Origin of the sequence: Tissierella sp. (assembly GCF_032104385.1) — a bacterium.
Taxonomy (GTDB): domain Bacteria; phylum Bacillota; class Clostridia; order Tissierellales; family Tissierellaceae; genus Tissierella.
In genome coordinates this window covers 15,446-32,190 of the sequence record NZ_DAMCHJ010000003.1, presented here as the reverse complement: position 1 = coordinate 32,190, position 16,745 = coordinate 15,446, and the positions used below count along the sequence as shown (strand labels likewise).

Below are 16,745 nucleotides of genomic sequence, written 5' to 3'. Positions count from 1 at the left end.
TTCACATTTATTCTACCAAGTTATTTTTAAAAGGTAATGCTCCCTTTGTACCAATTGCATTTAACCCTAAGTATTCTGCTATAATATCTCTTACCATAGGAGCACCATAACCTCCACTACCACCTTGAAATATTACTGAAGCCACTGCAATCTCTGGATCATCATAAGGTGCAAAAGCAACAAACCATGAAAAATCATCATAAGTATCTCCTGTATAAGGGTTGATTCCTGATTTTTGTGCAGTACCTGTTTTTGAACCTACCTTAACAGGAAAGTTACCAAATACCCTTCTCATTGAACCATCACTAGACACCAACGCCATCCCTTTTTTTACATGCTCTAAATTATTATAATCATTTAATTCTATTCTTGCAGATTTAGACTCATTATTAAATAAAAGTTTTGAATTATTATAATTCTTAATATTATCAATTAAAGTTACCTCATGTTTATAACCACCATTTGATATAGTTGCTATATAGTTCGCCATTTGCATAGGGGTATAGGAACTTTGACCCTGCCCAATAGTTACATTCAATGTATCTGAAATATTCCAGCCTGCTTGATTTAAATATGTGTATTTTATCTTATCTGCTAACCCTTCTCTTTCACCAGATAGTTTTTTTTCTGGCTCAATACCAAAAGCTTCTAATCTTCTAATAACTTCTCCCCTAGTCAAAGGTTCCTCTAGTTCTGTCCAACTAACTATATCTTCTATGATATTTGTAATATCATAATCATCTAAAACTATATCCTTTTTCAAATAATTTCGTATGTTCTTTTGAAGATATGACTTTAGTAATGATTTGGTAATAATTATTTTCCTTTGAGGATCTGGTACTCCCCCCGAAGTCTCAGCTGGTATATTTATTTCTATGCCGGTTTTATCATTTAATCCTAATTGTTTAGATAGATTTACTATATCTTCTATCTCTAATTTAACTCCTATATTCTCTCCAGTTCTTGGATTCCTACCAAAAGCCAAGGAATAAAAATAATAATTGCAAGAATCCCTAATGGCTTCATATAAGTTTTCATATCCATGAGTACCTCTATTTTGATTCCATATCCAACAGGCAGGACGATAATTTCCTAATTCAACATAACCCATATCTCTTATCCCTTTAGTAGGACTTAGTCCTTTATCTAAAGCTGCTAAGGCCGTTACCATCTTAAATGTTGAACCAGGTTGTACAGCTGTTTGGGTAGCAACATTGTATAATGGTCTTGGTGCCAATGGATCTTTGTCATTTTGAGGAAATAAACTAATCCAATCTGTATTAGATATCCCTGTCGCAAACAAATTAGGATCATAAGAAGGCTCACTAACACTAGCTAAAACTTCACCTGTCTTCACATTTATGACAACTACTGCACCAGATGTAGCATTTTTATAAGGTCTGTTTTTTTTCCTATTAATACCGAATTTATAATCTCCCCAAGTACTATCATAAACTCCACCAACCTGTATCTTTTCTAAGGTTTTTTTCAAAGCATTTTCAGCAAATTTTTGCAGATTCAAATCAATTGTTAAGTAAATATTATCTCCTGGAATAGGCTTTTTTTCATCAATGGTATTTGTTGTATTTCCAACTGCATCCACCTCTACTCGTTTAATTCCATTTTCTCCTCTTAAAGTATCCTCAAAACTTTCCTCAATTCCAGACTTCCCTATAATATCATTAGGTGAATATTTTTTCTCATCTACATATTTCTTTATTTCATTTGGTTGGCTAATCTTTCCTAAATATCCTAATATATGTGCTGCTGTAGTTCCCTCTGGATAATATCTTACGGGCTCTATGGATACTTGTATTCCTGGTAGTTCTGCCAATCCTTCTTCAATTTTGGCTACAGTAGAATCTTGTATTCCATAGGCAATATTTATAGGTTGATAAGCCATGTGCCCCTGTTTATTAAGTAATTCATATAATGATAAAACAGCCCTCGCTTCATAGTTACTCAAATACTTAGATATCTCATATTTTTTCTTCAAGCTCTCGAAAGCTTCTTTAGTACTGCTATTCTCATCTACTTTATTATCAGTATACCAATTCTTCTTATTATTGATAAATACATATTCAATATCATTTGCGATTGAAATTTTTGTATTTATTCCATCTGCTAAAAGTTGCTCTTGTGCCAATGATTTTATATTGTCACCAGTAATAAAATCTCCTAATACACCAGTTTCTTTACTGTATTCTAATAAGATTTCTATTGGAGATTTATCACCTATATTAGAGCTTCCTGTATATTTATATATTACATTAGCCCTATCTTCGCTTAATTCTACCTTTATAGGTACTTTAGGATTTTTTTCTAATACCATATCCAATAATATTTTCCCTGGTACTAAAATTTCAGTTTTACCCTTATGATTATCTTTAGTTACTACCTTTTCTAAAAGATTGTAAATAGATGAATTAGAAACAATAGTAATAAAGTCTTCTTTAGCTGTTGTATTCTCTGTTATTTCCTTGTATGAACTCATTAAAATTCTTTTTTGGTTTTTATATTCTTCATCATAAGATAAAGAATATTCTTCCATAATGATATTATCAGATAATCCTTTTTTTTCCATAATCTCATATGTCAATTTTCGTGAAATAGGATGATCTATTATTTTCCTTATAATAGTCCTGTCATTATCTATTAATTTAATCAATGCATCAGTTGGTGAATAGTTGTTTGGTATTTTATAATTATTCATCCATTTATTAAGATCTTCTGAGGAACCATATACTATTTCTATCGTATCACCAATCTCTTTTATAGTTATAGGTACGTCAATTCCCTTGTTTTTTAATGCATTAATGGCTCTTTGAGCTGTTGCAAATCTATAGTGTTCTTTATATTCTTTATGAATATAGGAGGTTTGCAATACCTCTGACAAAATTCCTTGATTAATTATAATATCAACAACCTTATCATTTGGCATAATCTCCTGATTGAAATAATCCTCTACATTTTTATATTTAAATACATTCAAATTAATTGGAAAGTCATCTACATAACTGACTCCATCTTCTTCTAACAACCTAATTAGAGATAATAAAGCAGTGTTTTTCTTTTCTTTATCTTTTATATTTAATTCATCTTTTAAGATCTGTACAGTAAAACTAGGATTATTACCTGCTAAAAGCCTTCCATATCTATCTCGTATCTCTCCTCTAGGTGCAGAAATATATATTTCCTTTAATCTCTTATTATCCGATATATCCCTATAATAATCGCCTTGGGCAATAGTTAAGGTTGCTAATCTAAATGATAATGCAAACATAAGTAAGATAACAATATATGTAACAATATTATATCTATTGAATATTTTTTCTAACCACTTCATTCATTTCACCTCTATCTATTTCCAAATCTTATTTTTGGAACAATAAAAACTTTAGAAAATATTTTGTATATAGGAATAGATAAAATGCCGCTATATATAATTTCAATCATTAATACATCTTTTGCAAATGATAAAAATGGAATATTTTGAGATAGGAAAAACATAAATACATAGTAAGAAAAATTATAAAGTATCGTACAAAGAGTAGAAAGCAATATTGGTATAAAGATATTTTCCTTTGTTAACTTATTCCCAATTGACCCAACTAAATATCCTATAAAGAAATATATAAATGCATTTACACCTATAGTAGGGCTAAATACAATATCTTGAAGAAGACCTATTGTAAGCCCTATAAATCCTCCATAATATCTTCCCTTAAATAAGGCTATTGATATCACTATAAGAAGAGCTGTATTGGGTACAACCCCTAGGATATTAATATATGGAAGTATAGCACTTTGTAAAAAAAAGTTTAGTAAAATTATTAAAATCATCATTAACACCGTCATAAACATCCCTCAACCTTAATCAGATATTACAAATACTTTATATAATTTCTTAAAATTCATTGCTGGTTTAACCTTTATTTTCTTCATTAAATCTTCATCATCGCTAACTACTTCGTCTACCTCTCCAATATATATATCCTTGATAAAAACACCACCAAGTCCAGAGGTAAATAATTTATCTCCCTTAATAACATCTGCCTTATTGTCAAATAGATATCCTGAAACTTCTCCATCTATACTACCTGATATTATTCCGCCATCTTGAGTTCTTAAAATTTTAAATGATATACTGCTAATTTCATCTACAACAGTAATTATTTTCGCCCAATTATCGCCTACATCAACTACACGTCCTACAATTCCTTCAATTATAGTATTTTGTTCCATCTCAATTCCTTGAATAACAGTACTCCCCTTCTTTATTCCATCTTTAATACCCTTATCTATGGTAAATCTATCAAACCAATTTCCAGGTTCTTTTCCGACTACTTGAGCAGAAATTAGGTTAAAGCTTGTCTTATCTAAAAGCTTAATTTCATTTTTTAAATAATCAGTTTTACCTATGATATTTATATAATTTCTATTCTCTTCCTCTAATTTTGCAACTTGTTTCTTCAATTCTTCATTTTCTTCTTTTAATTTAGAAATGTTTTTGATATTATTAAAAAAATCAGATAACCCCTTACCTATTGAATTAGATACCCTTCCTATAGGAGTAAAAATATTTCCAACTAATTTTTCAAACTTACTCAAAGCTATTCGCTCAGTACTAGTAACTCCTATTAGAACAATTAGAATGATAGCAACAGCTGTTACCATCATTCTTTCTTTATTCTTATTGAAAAAAGACATAATATCACCACTTAACCTATTTTTTTATTATTTGAAATGGTTTTTTTAAGTATTTCTATACTATCTAATGCCTTTCCTGTACCAATTGCAACACAGTCTAAAGGTTCTTCTGCAATATGAACAGGCATACCAGTTTCTTCAATAATTAGTCTATCTAAACCTTCCAAAAGAGCTCCTCCTCCTGTTAACATTATACCTTGCTCCATTACATCTGAAGCTAATTCTGGTGGAGTTTTTTCTAATGTGGATTTTATTGCTTCTAATATACTATGAATTGGTTCTTTCATTGCATCATAAATCTCTTTTGAACTTATGCTTCTAGTTTTTGGCAGTCCACTAATCATATCCCTTCCTCTAATTTCCATTGTGGATATTTCTGAGTTTCCGTCAGCTGAACCTATTGTAATTTTAACCTCTTCTGCCGTACGTTCTCCTATCATTAAGCTATATTCTTTCTTAATAAAATTAACTATAGATTCATCTAACTCATCTCCACCTACTCTAATAGACTTTGATGTAACTATACCCCCTAATGAAATTATGGCTACCTCAGTAGTACCTCCACCGATATCAACTATCATAGAGCCAGTTGCTTCTTGAACAGGCAGTCCTGCCCCAATAGCTGCTGCCATTGGCTCTTCAATTAAATACGCATCTCTGGCACCTGCATGTATGGCTGCTTCTTCAACTGCCCTTTTTTCAACTTCTGTAACTCCACTTGGAACACATACTACAACCCTAGGTTGAAGGAAAGTTCTTTTCTTTGTAGCCTTTCTTATGAAATATTTTAACATATTTTTTGTCACATCAAAATCAGCTATTACTCCATCTTTTAGAGGTCTAATGGCTACAATATTTCCAGGTGTTCTACCTATCATCTTTTTTGCCTCTTCCCCAACTGCCAGCACCTGCTTAGTATTAGTTTGTATAGCAACAACGGAAGGCTCCCTTGCCACAATTCCTCTACCTTTTATATAAACCAATGTATTTGCTGTTCCTAAATCTATACCCATATCTTTTACAAATCCACTTAATAATCCCATACTATTTGCTCCTTCCTTAATAAAACTTAAATTAGATTTTTCTCTTTAAAACTTATATATCTATTATCTCCAATTATTATATGATCTAACACCTTTATTCCAATTAAATTTCCAGCATCTACCAAACGATTAGTTATATTTATGTCTTCATTGCTTGGAGCAGGATCACCACTAGGATGATTATGTATCAAAATCATAGAATTAGAATTTCTTTTTATAGCCGCCTTAAAAACATCTCTAGGATGTACTATGGAGGCATTTAATGTCCCCACTGAAATTTCTTCTGTTACAATTATTTGATTCTTTGTATCCAATAGCACAATTCTAAAATGTTCTTTTTGTAAATATCTCATTTCATCCATATATAGATTTGCTATGGTACTAGGTTCAGTTATCTTAACCTTGGATAAAGCTTCCCTAAAATTTATTCTCTTACCTATTTCTATAGCTGCTAATATTTGAGCTGCCTTACATTCACCTACCCCTTTAGTTTCCATTAATTCCTGAATTGTAGTGTCTCTTAAATATACCAATCCCCTATTGTCTTTACTTAAAATTTTTCTAGCTAAGTCTATGGCTGAATCATCTTTATTACCTGTTCTAATTATAATGGCTAATAATTCTTCATTTGATAATGCTCCAGGTCCATGACTATAAAGCTTTTCTCTTGGTCTTTCAGTCATCGGAAGTTCTTTAATAGTGTAATTCCTTTGAATTTCCAAATTAATATCCATACCTCCACCTACTTATCTATAATATTTCTACATTAAAAAACTTATTTAATAAGTAGTCAAGCTTTGCAAGAGGCAAGCCCACCACATTAGAATAACATCCATCTATTTTTTCAACTAAAATCTGACCATATCCTTGAATTCCATAGGCTCCTGACTTGTCCATAGGTTCTTTTGTACGAATGTATCTTGTTATTGTTTCCTCAGATAAATGTCTAAATCTAACTGTTGTACTTTCATAATCTATTATTTTTATATTGGTATTTGCTTTCATGATACAAATACCAGTAATTACACTATGGTCTTTTCCACTTAAAAAAGATAAAATTTCAAACGCATCTTTTTCATCTTTTGGCTTACCTAGTATTATATCTTCTAAAACTACTATTGTATCAGCACCAATGATGATTTCATCTTTATTAAAATGTTTGCTTACCCAAAAGGATTTCTCAAATGCTAAAGACATTGCTACTTGTTCTGGAAATTCACCTTTTGTTACTTTTTCTTCAATTTGGGCACCAAATATTATTGGTTCTAAATTATATCTATTTAAAATCTCTTTTCTTCTCGGAGAAGAAGATGCTAATATTATCTTTTCCATATTATCTCCTTACTTATCTAAAATATGAACTTAAAGTTCTTTTCAAACCTTTAGATATATACATTGACGAAAGACCCACAAAATATCCAGTAAACAAACTCATAAGCAAAAGAATTGGCAAGTAAGAATATATCTTATAGTTATACATCATAGCCGAAGCTACACTAACTTGAGCAATATTATGAGCTACTGCTCCAAATATACTTACCCCTATAAGACTAAAAAACTTAGTAAAGTATTTATATATAATAAACATAATTATACAAGATAGTATGGAGCCTGAAAGACTATAGATAAGACTAGATATACTACCAGTTATAAGCACAAGTACTATGCTTTTTAGTACACCTACTACAAATGCTTCTTTAAATCCAAATATAACTAAAGAAACTAAAATAACCATATTAGAAAGCCCTAGTTTAGCACCAGGTACTGCTATTGGCAAAGGAATCGTTGATTCTAAAACTGATAAAGCAAGACCTATGGATGTTAATAGGGATAAAAATATTATTTTATTTAATTTTTTCATTATTTCTATCATCCTTAATGACTTATATAATCAATTTCTTTTTTTTCTTTGGATTTATCTATTCCTTTTATCTCTATTACCAGCTTATTTGGTAAACATACTATAATTTCACCTGGTTTAGAGATATATCCCTGTAACACATCTATTTTATCTGGACAATCTGCCTCTATTACTCTGACCTTGTCCTCTCCTATTTCGACCAAATTATATCCAAATTTAGTTTCAATAGGTATGGTTTTTCCTATTACTGATTTATCAAATATTATCTTTTTATACTCTTTACCGTCTACTTGAATACTAATATATTTTTCTTTATGATTAATTGCATTATTCTTAATAAAACCTAAAGAAACTAAACTAATCAATATAATAATGATTATTAAAAGTTTATCACCCTTTGTCAATCTAACCATCCTTCATTTACATTATTAAGCTAATTTCATACATTATTAGTTTACCATTTATATTTTTTATTTACAAGTTACAATTTAATAAAAAGAAAAGAGCCTTATAGGCTCTTAAATATTAAATTGCTACATCCTTAGCTAAATTGGCGTGTATAGCCTTAGTAGGACATTTTTCAGCACATATTCCACAATTTACACATTTCTCATAGTTAATTTTTGCTAAATTATTTTCAAAACTAAATGCCCCTTCTGGACAATTTTTAACACATATCTGACACCCTATACATCCAATACTACATTTACCTCTTACTTCTTTACCAGAATCGTTGCTCTTACATTTTACAACAAATTGATTATCATATGGAACTAACTCAATAATAGATTTAGGACATACTTCAATACATTTCATACAAGATGTACATTTGTCTTTATCTATAAAAGCTACCCCATCAACTATCTCAATTGCACCAAAAGCACAAACTTCTTTACAAGTTCCACAACCTAAGCATCCATATGAACAAGCTTTACTGCCACCTTGTAAAATATTAGCCGCTCTACAGTCCTTAATACCTTCATATTTATATTTTTCTTTTGCATTATTACAATTACCTTGGCAAAGAACTGTAGCAACCTTCTTATCTACATTTGCAGCATTGACTCCCATAATATCTGCTATCTTTTCAGCAACTGGCTTCCCTCCGACACTACAAGCATTGACGGGTGCATTTCCACCTGCTATTGCATTTGCTAAACCATCACATCCTGGAAATCCACATGCCCCACAGTTAGCTCCAGGTAGTACAGACCTAACCTTTTCTACCTTTGGATCAACTTCTACTGCAAAAACATTAGATGCAATGGACAGAAGTATCCCAAATGCAAGTCCTAATCCACCTAATACTAAAACTGGTTTTAATATATCAATCATATTCTCCCTCCTAAACAAGTCCATTAAAACCTAAAAAGGCTATAGACATCAATCCTGCAGTAATTAAAGCTATAGGGAAGCCTTTTAAAGCCTCAGGGACATCAGCTAATTCGAGTTTCTCTCTAATACCTGATATAAGTACTAAAGCTAATGTAAATCCAACTGAAGATCCTATTGCATTAAAAATAGTTCTTAATAAATCATAGCCTTCTTTTATATTTAGGATTGCTACACCTAATACTACACAGTTTGTAGTAATTAATGGTAAATAAACTCCCAATGCATTATATAATGTAGGCGATATTTTTTTCATTGCTAATTCAACAAATTGAACTAATGCTGCTATAACCAATATAAATACAATAGTTTGTAGATATTCAAGTTTCAATGTATATAAAATATGTTTGTGTATAAAATAAGTAATTATAGACGATAATGTAACTACGAAGGTTACAGCGGCACCCATGCCTGTTGCAGTTTCCATCTTGTTTGATACTCCAAGAAATGGACAAATCCCTAGGAAACGAGCTAATACATAGTTATTTACAAAAATCGTACTAATTAATATAGCTGGTATGCTCATTTTATTTTCCTCCTTATTTAAATTTCGCTAGAAGCTTTTTTCCTTCTAATTACGTTAAAGATACCTATTAATAATCCAAGTACAATAAATGCTCCTGGGGGTGCTATTAATATACCTGCTGGCTGGAAATTAGCACCAAATAATTGTTTCCCCAAAAAAGTTCCAGCACCAAATATTTCCCTTATGGCTCCTAGAATAACAAGTGCAATAGTATATCCAAGCCCCATTCCAAGTCCATCTATTATTGAAGGTATAATACCATTTTTAAATGCAAAAGCTTCTGCACGAGCAAGTATTATACAGTTTACTACTATTAATGGAAGGAATATACCTAATGATTGATAAATAGGTTGAGCATAAGCCTTCATAAACATCTCAATTATAGTAACAAAAGTTGCTATTACCACAACAAATGCTGGAATACGAATTTTATTAGGAATTACATTTCGAAGTAAGGATATTACTAAGTTCGAACCTACTAATACAGCAATTACTGCTAATCCCATAGCTATACTATTTTCAACACTTGTTGAAACAGCCAATGTTGAACACATACCTATTAATTGTACAAATGTAGGATTATCATTAACAATACCATTTTTAAATATTTTAGATAATTTCATTCTTTACACCTCCACTCACACTAATTTGAAAGTTCTGTATTAAATACTTCTCTAGCTATATTTACCCCAGCCATAACACCCTTAGAAGTTATGGTAGCTCCAGATATAGCTTCAACTTTTATTTCCTCTGATGCACCTTTTCCCACAAATTTATCTGAAAAGTCTGCCTCTGCTGCTTTAGCACCTATCCCTGGAGTCTCTGAGTGTTCTAATAACCTCATCCCCATTACATTTCCATCACTTGCAAATCCAGTTAATGTAACAAGATCTCCACCAAATCCGCTAGATTTTGTCTTTATAGCATATCCATATAAATTTTCACCATCATAAGCTTCAAATATTTCTATTACTGATGAGTTCGACTCAGTAATTTCATTAATTTTTTCCTCATCTAAAGGTTTAAAGCTATATTCTTCTCCAAATATCTCTTTTAACGCACCAATACTTCCTGCCATTTCTATTTCAGCAATCTTTCCTTTAGTTAAATTATTTGATACAGCTAAAACCCCAGCTGATATTACTGTTATTAAAAATAATATCATTCCTAATTTTATAGTTTCTTTCATTTATTTCGCCCTCCCAAATATCTTTGGTGCAGTAAATTTCTCTATTAGTGGGCTTGCAACATTCATTAAAAGAATTGAATATGAAACACCTTCGGGGAATCCTCCCTTTACCCTAATAATAGCAGTTAAAACTCCAGCACCTAATCCAAATATTATTTGACCAAGAGGTGTGACAGGGGTAGTTGAATAATCTGTTGCCATAAAAAATGCCCCTAGTATTAATCCTCCACCTAAAATATGATATATAAGTTGATTTGTTTCAACACCTAATACTAATAATAATATGGTTGTTGTGCCTATATAAACAACTGGAATTTTCCAATTTATAACTTTTCTAATTATTAAATATAATGCACCTATAAGTAACAATAATGTAGAAGTTTCTCCAATTGCCCCTCCTATATTTCCAAGAAACATATCCATCAATGATGGCAATTTTGCTGCTGCTTCTGACACTGTGGCAGAAGCTCCTGCATCTGCTGCACCATATTTCATAATGGCTAATGGAGTTGCTCCAGTTACTGCATCTGCACCTGGCAATACATAATTAGCCATTATATCTGGCCATGAAGCAAGTAGTACAGCTCTCGCTGCTAATGCTGGATTCATAAAATTACAACCTATTCCACCAAAACATTGTTTTACAACAATAATAGCAAATCCAGAACCAAATACTGGAATCCACCAAGGAGCGTTAGCTGGTAAATTAAAAGCTATTAAAATACCTGTTATTACTGCACTATAATCATTTATAGTAATTTCCTTTTTAAATAATTTTTGTATCGCTGCTTCAAAAAATACAGCTGATGATATAGATATTAATATTAGTTTTAATGCATTAAGCCCAAAAAAATAAACTGAGCCAATTATTGCTGGTATTAAAGCTATTATTACATCTAACATTATCCTCTTAACAGATTCATTAGATCTAATATGAGGTGAAGAAGATACTATCAACATCTCTGAGATTGATGAATCTGTCTTTGTAGTATTTATCACTTTACCTTCCATTAAATTTCCTCCTAACTACTATGATTTTTTTCTTTTAGAAAGGACTTCTCTTTTTGCAAATCTTATAGATTCTACCAATGGTCGCTTTGCAGGACATATAAAAGAACATGAACCACATTCTACACAATCTAAAACTCCACACTTCTCAGCCCCTTGAAAGTCCTTTTTAAGAGCATAAGCTGAGATAAATAAGGGTTGTAAATGTACTGGACAGGCATCTATACATTTTCCACATTTTATACATGGTGAAGCTTTTTCAGGGAGAGCTTCTTTCTCTGTAAGTACAAGAATTCCTCCTGAACCCTTAATTACCGGTACCTCTGTAGAAAATTGGCTTAATCCCATCATAGGTCCACCCATTATTACTTTGCCTGGTACACCGTTAAATCCTCCAGCTTCGCCTATTACTTCTTGAAATGGTGTTCCTATTTTCACTACAAGGTTTTTTGGATTATTAACCCCATTTCCTGTAACAGTTACGACCCTTTCATATAAAGGTTTACCCTCTAATATGGCTTCTGCTATAGCTTTAGCTGTACTTACATTATTTACTACACAACTAACATCCATTGGCAATCCTCCAGAAGGCACCTTTCTTCCAGTAATAGCATTAATAAGTCTTTTTTCATCACCTTGCGGATATTTTACTTTTAAAGTAACTATATCTATGTTATATTCAGGTTTAATTACTGAATTCAATGCATTTACAGCATCCATTTTATTGCTTTCAATTCCAATAAACCCTTTTTCTACATTTAATGCTTTCATTATTGCTCTTAAACCAAATATAACTTTTTCTGGCATTTCTAACATTAATCTATGGTCTGAAGTTAGAAATGGCTCACATTCTGCACCGTTAATAATAACTGTGTCTATTGTTTTATCAGGTGGTGGTGATAATTTTACATGAGTAGGAAACCCAGCTCCACCCATACCTGTTATTCCCGCTTCTTTGACAATTTCAATTATCTCTTTAGAAGAAAGCTTGTCTAAGTTTCCCTTAGGCTTAATCGTTTCATCCTTTTCATTACTACCATCTGATTCAATAACTATACATTTAGAACTTATTCCTGTAGGTGTAGTTATTGTCGTTATATTTTTTACTGTACCAGCAATACTAGAGTGAACCGGTGCAGATACAAAGGCTTGGGACTCCCCAATTTTTTGTCCTACTTTAACCCTATCCCCAACATTAACAATAGCTTCACAAGGTGCTCCTGTATGTTGGTGCAACGGTATATATACTATGCTTGGTTCTTTTGCATATTCTAAAGCTTGTTTTTCTGTCAACTCTTTGTTATGTGGTACATTTACCCCACCCTTAAAAGTGAGATTATCAAGTTTCATTCGCTTCCACCTCTCTATTAATATTTTAATAATTTACATTAAATATCTAAGTCATAATTTATTTGAACTAACATACAACCTATTCCATTATAACATTAAAAGCTTGTATTGTACACAAATGCTCCCTGTAAAAGACTGTCAATTAGTACACAATCATTGTTAATTTTTCTGTAATTTTTTGCATTTTATTTATTGTTCAGTAAAGCAAGTAAAGATTTATCATGACATAACTTTAATGTAATTATAGGTATAATAAAAGAACATGATTATAATGATTATACACATGTTCTCAATTTCTGAAATAATTTTAACTAGTTAAAATTATAATGAATTCACTAAATTTTCAATTTGTCTAATGTTTGTCAATATTTAACTAAACTTTATTTTTTTAGAAATTGTTACAAAAAATTTATATTTACTTTCATGCTTACGATAATACTTTATATATTATATTTAACTAATGAATTTATATGATAATCTTGTAGTTTTTTTCTTCCTTTTAGAGATTCTAATTCAATCAAGAATTCTAATGCTACTACTTCTCCTCCAATAGACTCTATTAAATTAATTACAGATAATATAGTCCCTCCTGTTGCTAATAAATCGTCTACTACAACTACCTTTTTGCCATTTTCAATTGCATCAAGATGTAATTCTAAAGTATTACTACCATATTCTAATTCATATTTATGACTAACTATTTCTGCCGGCAATTTGCCTGGTTTCCTAATAGGAATAAATCCAACTCCTAAGGCATAAGCAACTGCTGAACCAATTACAAACCCTCTAGCTTCTGGCCCAGCTATATAATCTATTTCCTTACCTTTTAAATCTTCTACTATCCTATCTATAACATCTTTAAAGGCTTTACCATCTTTTAGCAAAGTTGTTATATCCTTAAAACTAATACCTTTCTCAGGAAAATCCTCAATTATCCTTATTTTAGATTTAAGCTCCAAGTAAATCTCCCCATTCTATTAATATATTTACCATATTAGTTTATCATATCTAGAATTTTTTTCTATTATTTTTATTTTAAAAAGCGAATACTCAAATGTAAAATGGTATTCGCTTCTATTTTATTCATATATTGGTTTTTGTTTGGTGCAGAGGAAGAGACTCGAACTCTCACAGTGTTTCCCACTAATAGCCCCTCAAACTATTGCGTCTACCTGTTCCGCCACCTCTGCAATTAAATTACCAGTACATTTTACTACATATCTAGAATTTTTACAATATCAAATTTATTGTAAACTCTTAGGTATATAACATTTTTCTATACCTTTATATATATTAAAGAAAGTTGGTTCAAAATCCCCTATTATTTTATTATCAATTAATAATGCTTTATTTTTAAAGAATAAACTTAAATAAGGTAAATCCTCAACTATAAAACCTTGCAGTTCATCATATGCCTTTAACTTTTCTTCTCTAGTTGTCACTAAAAAAGTATTTTGAAGTAATTTATCCATATTTTCATTAGAATATCTAATAAAGTTTGTATTATATGGGATTTGTGAACTATGAAAAGCAAAGGACAAATCAGGTATTACAGATAACTGCCAGCCAAGAATGGCTATATCATAGTCACTCCCATTTATAAATTGATTTATTTCTGTCCATTGTTTCTTAATATCTTCTATAGTAATATTATCTTGTTTCTTATTCTCTGGATAAATAGTAGCATTAATCCCTAATTTTTTCAAATCATCCTTTATCATCTCTGCAGTTCTAAACCTCATCAAATTATATGAATTAGTTAAAATTTTAATTGAAATAGTCTTACCATTTTCATCTTCTAAAAATCCATCTTCATTAATATCTTTCCATCCTATTTTTTTTAATTCTTCTTTTGCTAATTCTAAATTATAACCAAAGGTATTTGCTTTTTCAGATAATAACCAAGAGTCTGGATGAACTGGAACATCTATTTGAGTTCCATGTCCTAGATAAAGTTTCTGAATAATTGATTGTCTATTTATCCCATAAGCCATAGCCCGTCTTAATCCTTGTCCTTTTTCTCCTGAAAATAATTCCTTTCTAAAATTAAAACCTAAAAACTCATAGTTTCCAGATACAAATTCCAATGATTTAATCCTACTATTTTGACTATATTTATCCCAATCAACGTCTACTGTTGTAGCTATATTTATCTGTCCTGTTTCAAATGCTGTTAAAATATCTTCTTCATTTTCCAATACTCTTCCTATTATCTCATTAATATACGGTTTGCCATCCCTATATTTATCATTAGCAGATAATCTTATTTCCTTCATATTTTCATAACTTTCAAATTTAAACGGACCTGTCCCTATCGGTCTATAATTACTTGTTTCTAATGCTTTAGCAAAATAATTATTACCAGCTTTCCCTGAAGTAAAAATATGTTTTGGTATTATAGGAAAAGTCAGCACTTCAAGATTATTGCTAAATCCTTTATCAAATGTAATTACTATGCTATCACTATCTTTGATACTTACGTCTAATATCTTTCTTGTATCGGACATAACCCTTGAACCTATAGAATTTGTAAACATTTGCTTATACGTACTATCAGCACTAGCATATTTAATAGTATTTACTGTAAAAACTACATCTTCTGGTTTAAATCTCTCACCATCATGCCAAAAAATATTGTTTTTTAGTTTAATTTCGATGATTCTACCATCGTCCTTTATATTGTAAGACTCCGCTAATTGATTTTTTACATTTAAATCTTTATCAAACTCAAACAAACCCTCAAAAATTAACTTAGATAGAAAATAATAACTACTATTTTCCGTAATTAACGGATTTAATGTGTTAAAATTAGTTAGAGGAACAATTATTTGCCCCCCCTCCTCTGGAGTATATTCCACAACTTCATCTTTATTTTCACTATTAGTATCATTTTCTATAGTTAAATCATTTTTATCACAGCCTATCATTACAATCATTATCAAAGTAATTAGAGTTAAATACCAGAATTTTTTTAAGTTCATTTTTATTCCACCTTATTATACACTTCTTATTATTTCTTTTATAATTTTTCTAATATTATTCAGTATATTTATATAAAAAGAATCACTACCCTTTGAATTCATTATATATTGTTTATATATTTTACTATATACATTATAGCTTTTCTTAACTCTTACTAAATAGTCTTCTGTTTCTTTATAAGGAATCATTGACAGGGTATTATTATCACAACTATATTCTTCATCATTTAACCACTTACTTACATTTCCACTTCCTGCATTATATGCTGCTAATACAGAATCCACATTATCATTAAACTCTTTAAATAAAGTACTAAGATACCAAGTACCTATTTTTATATTTATTTCAGGTTCAAATAATATATCTTCACTATAATTTTCTATTTTCAAAACCTCACTAGCCCATTTTCCTGTAGAAGGTGATATTTGCATCAGCCCTCTGGCATTTTTCTGAGATATAGCGTCTTTATCATATTTACTTTCAACATTTATTATTGAAGCTACTAAATATGGATCTAACTTATATTCCTTAGAATATTTTACTATAATATTCTTATATCCTATAGGGTACCTTATAGTTAAAAAAGTAAGTCCTACAACAATTATCAAGAACAGAAAAGTAGTTAATATAATAAGCTTTTTAATTTCTTTTATTATTTTAAACAATAGAATAACCCCTCCAAGA

17 protein-coding genes and 1 tRNA gene are annotated in these 16,745 nt (G+C 30.5%); all 18 read right to left on the bottom strand.

What is annotated here, in order from left to right; translation table 11 throughout:
- Window positions 1-7: 7 nt before the first annotated feature.
- Window positions 8-3,346 (bottom strand): penicillin-binding transpeptidase domain-containing protein, encoded by a 3,339-nt coding sequence (locus RT714_RS04035; protein WP_313756312.1) that lies wholly within the window; start codon window positions 3,344-3,346, stop codon window positions 8-10.
- Between the two features lie 11 nt (window positions 3,347-3,357).
- The gene (gene mreD / locus RT714_RS04030) at window positions 3,358-3,858 is read right to left on the bottom strand and encodes a rod shape-determining protein MreD (RefSeq protein ID WP_313756311.1); all 501 of its coding nucleotides are present in this window, start codon (window positions 3,856-3,858) and stop codon (window positions 3,358-3,360) included.
- A 15-nt stretch (window positions 3,859-3,873) separates the two neighbouring features.
- Window positions 3,874-4,710: a rod shape-determining protein MreC gene (gene mreC, locus RT714_RS04025; RefSeq protein WP_313756310.1), complete on the bottom strand. Its 837-nt coding sequence runs from the start codon at window positions 4,708-4,710 to the stop codon at window positions 3,874-3,876.
- 11 nt (window positions 4,711-4,721) lie between these two features.
- The gene (locus RT714_RS04020; RefSeq protein ID WP_313756309.1) at window positions 4,722-5,753 is read right to left on the bottom strand and encodes a rod shape-determining protein; all 1,032 of its coding nucleotides are present in this window, start codon (window positions 5,751-5,753) and stop codon (window positions 4,722-4,724) included.
- A gap of 26 nt (window positions 5,754-5,779) precedes the next feature.
- Window positions 5,780-6,487, bottom strand: coding sequence for a DNA repair protein RadC (radC, locus tag RT714_RS04015; RefSeq protein WP_313756308.1), 708 nt, complete (start codon window positions 6,485-6,487; stop codon window positions 5,780-5,782).
- A 16-nt stretch (window positions 6,488-6,503) separates the two neighbouring features.
- Window positions 6,504-7,085 carry a Maf family protein gene (locus tag RT714_RS04010; protein ID WP_313756307.1) on the bottom strand — a complete coding sequence of 194 codons (582 nt, stop codon included), beginning with the start codon at window positions 7,083-7,085 and terminating at the stop codon, window positions 6,504-6,506.
- Between the two features lie 13 nt (window positions 7,086-7,098).
- Window positions 7,099-7,614 carry a Gx transporter family protein gene (locus tag RT714_RS04005; RefSeq protein ID WP_313756306.1) on the bottom strand — a complete coding sequence of 172 codons (516 nt, stop codon included), beginning with the start codon at window positions 7,612-7,614 and terminating at the stop codon, window positions 7,099-7,101.
- Window positions 7,615-7,628: 14 nt separating this feature from the next.
- The gene (locus RT714_RS04000; protein WP_313756305.1) at window positions 7,629-8,027 is read right to left on the bottom strand and encodes a NusG domain II-containing protein; all 399 of its coding nucleotides are present in this window, start codon (window positions 8,025-8,027) and stop codon (window positions 7,629-7,631) included.
- A gap of 112 nt (window positions 8,028-8,139) precedes the next feature.
- Window positions 8,140-8,949, bottom strand: a complete 810-nt coding sequence (gene rnfB, locus RT714_RS03995) for an RnfABCDGE type electron transport complex subunit B (protein ID WP_313756304.1) — start codon at window positions 8,947-8,949, stop codon at window positions 8,140-8,142.
- A gap of 10 nt (window positions 8,950-8,959) precedes the next feature.
- Window positions 8,960-9,532: an electron transport complex subunit RsxA gene (gene rsxA, locus RT714_RS03990; protein ID WP_072971569.1), complete on the bottom strand. Its 573-nt coding sequence runs from the start codon at window positions 9,530-9,532 to the stop codon at window positions 8,960-8,962.
- A 17-nt stretch (window positions 9,533-9,549) separates the two neighbouring features.
- Window positions 9,550-10,155 carry an electron transport complex subunit RsxE gene (gene rsxE / locus RT714_RS03985; protein ID WP_072971567.1) on the bottom strand — a complete coding sequence of 202 codons (606 nt, stop codon included), beginning with the start codon at window positions 10,153-10,155 and terminating at the stop codon, window positions 9,550-9,552.
- A gap of 20 nt (window positions 10,156-10,175) precedes the next feature.
- A complete protein-coding gene (locus RT714_RS03980; protein ID WP_072971564.1) occupies window positions 10,176-10,721 on the bottom strand; it encodes an RnfABCDGE type electron transport complex subunit G in 546 nt (181 codons plus the stop codon).
- Window positions 10,722-11,732: an RnfABCDGE type electron transport complex subunit D gene (locus RT714_RS03975; RefSeq protein WP_313756303.1), complete on the bottom strand. Its 1,011-nt coding sequence runs from the start codon at window positions 11,730-11,732 to the stop codon at window positions 10,722-10,724.
- An 18-nt stretch (window positions 11,733-11,750) separates the two neighbouring features.
- On the bottom strand, window positions 11,751-13,079 hold the full coding sequence (rsxC, locus tag RT714_RS03970; protein ID WP_313756302.1) for an electron transport complex subunit RsxC: 1,329 nt from the start codon (window positions 13,077-13,079) through the stop codon (window positions 11,751-11,753).
- 440 nt (window positions 13,080-13,519) lie between these two features.
- Window positions 13,520-14,038 carry an adenine phosphoribosyltransferase gene (locus tag RT714_RS03965; protein ID WP_313756301.1) on the bottom strand — a complete coding sequence of 173 codons (519 nt, stop codon included), beginning with the start codon at window positions 14,036-14,038 and terminating at the stop codon, window positions 13,520-13,522.
- Between the two features lie 143 nt (window positions 14,039-14,181).
- A tRNA-Leu gene (locus tag RT714_RS03960) sits at window positions 14,182-14,269 on the bottom strand.
- A gap of 54 nt (window positions 14,270-14,323) precedes the next feature.
- Window positions 14,324-16,060 carry a peptide ABC transporter substrate-binding protein gene (locus RT714_RS03955; RefSeq protein ID WP_313756300.1) on the bottom strand — a complete coding sequence of 579 codons (1,737 nt, stop codon included), beginning with the start codon at window positions 16,058-16,060 and terminating at the stop codon, window positions 14,324-14,326.
- A gap of 15 nt (window positions 16,061-16,075) precedes the next feature.
- On the bottom strand, window positions 16,076-16,726 hold the full coding sequence (locus RT714_RS03950; protein WP_313756299.1) for a lytic transglycosylase domain-containing protein: 651 nt from the start codon (window positions 16,724-16,726) through the stop codon (window positions 16,076-16,078).
- Window positions 16,727-16,745: the final 19 nt, after the last annotated feature.

What these genes read in the sequence shown, in the direction of transcription:
- RT714_RS04035 (WP_313756312.1), bottom strand. Translation starts at nt 3,346, where the DNA reads ATGAAGTGGTTAGAAAAAATATTCAATAGATATAATATTGTTACATAT.
- mreD (WP_313756311.1), bottom strand. Translation starts at nt 3,858, where the DNA reads ATGACGGTGTTAATGATGATTTTAATAATTTTACTAAACTTTTTTTTA.
- mreC (WP_313756310.1), bottom strand. Translation starts at nt 4,710, where the DNA reads ATGTCTTTTTTCAATAAGAATAAAGAAAGAATGATGGTAACAGCTGTT.
- RT714_RS04020 (WP_313756309.1), bottom strand. Translation starts at nt 5,753, where the DNA reads ATGGGATTATTAAGTGGATTTGTAAAAGATATGGGTATAGATTTAGGA.
- radC (WP_313756308.1), bottom strand. Translation starts at nt 6,487, where the DNA reads ATGGATATTAATTTGGAAATTCAAAGGAATTACACTATTAAAGAACTT.
- RT714_RS04010 (WP_313756307.1), bottom strand. Translation starts at nt 7,085, where the DNA reads ATGGAAAAGATAATATTAGCATCTTCTTCTCCGAGAAGAAAAGAGATT.
- RT714_RS04005 (WP_313756306.1), bottom strand. Translation starts at nt 7,614, where the DNA reads ATGAAAAAATTAAATAAAATAATATTTTTATCCCTATTAACATCCATA.
- RT714_RS04000 (WP_313756305.1), bottom strand. Translation starts at nt 8,027, where the DNA reads ATGGTTAGATTGACAAAGGGTGATAAACTTTTAATAATCATTATTATA.
- rnfB (WP_313756304.1), bottom strand. Translation starts at nt 8,949, where the DNA reads ATGATTGATATATTAAAACCAGTTTTAGTATTAGGTGGATTAGGACTT.
- rsxA (WP_072971569.1), bottom strand. Translation starts at nt 9,532, where the DNA reads ATGAGCATACCAGCTATATTAATTAGTACGATTTTTGTAAATAACTAT.
- rsxE (WP_072971567.1), bottom strand. Translation starts at nt 10,155, where the DNA reads ATGAAATTATCTAAAATATTTAAAAATGGTATTGTTAATGATAATCCT.
- RT714_RS03980 (WP_072971564.1), bottom strand. Translation starts at nt 10,721, where the DNA reads ATGAAAGAAACTATAAAATTAGGAATGATATTATTTTTAATAACAGTA.
- RT714_RS03975 (WP_313756303.1), bottom strand. Translation starts at nt 11,732, where the DNA reads ATGGAAGGTAAAGTGATAAATACTACAAAGACAGATTCATCAATCTCA.
- rsxC (WP_313756302.1), bottom strand. Translation starts at nt 13,079, where the DNA reads ATGAAACTTGATAATCTCACTTTTAAGGGTGGGGTAAATGTACCACAT.
- RT714_RS03955 (WP_313756300.1), bottom strand. Translation starts at nt 16,060, where the DNA reads ATGAACTTAAAAAAATTCTGGTATTTAACTCTAATTACTTTGATAATG.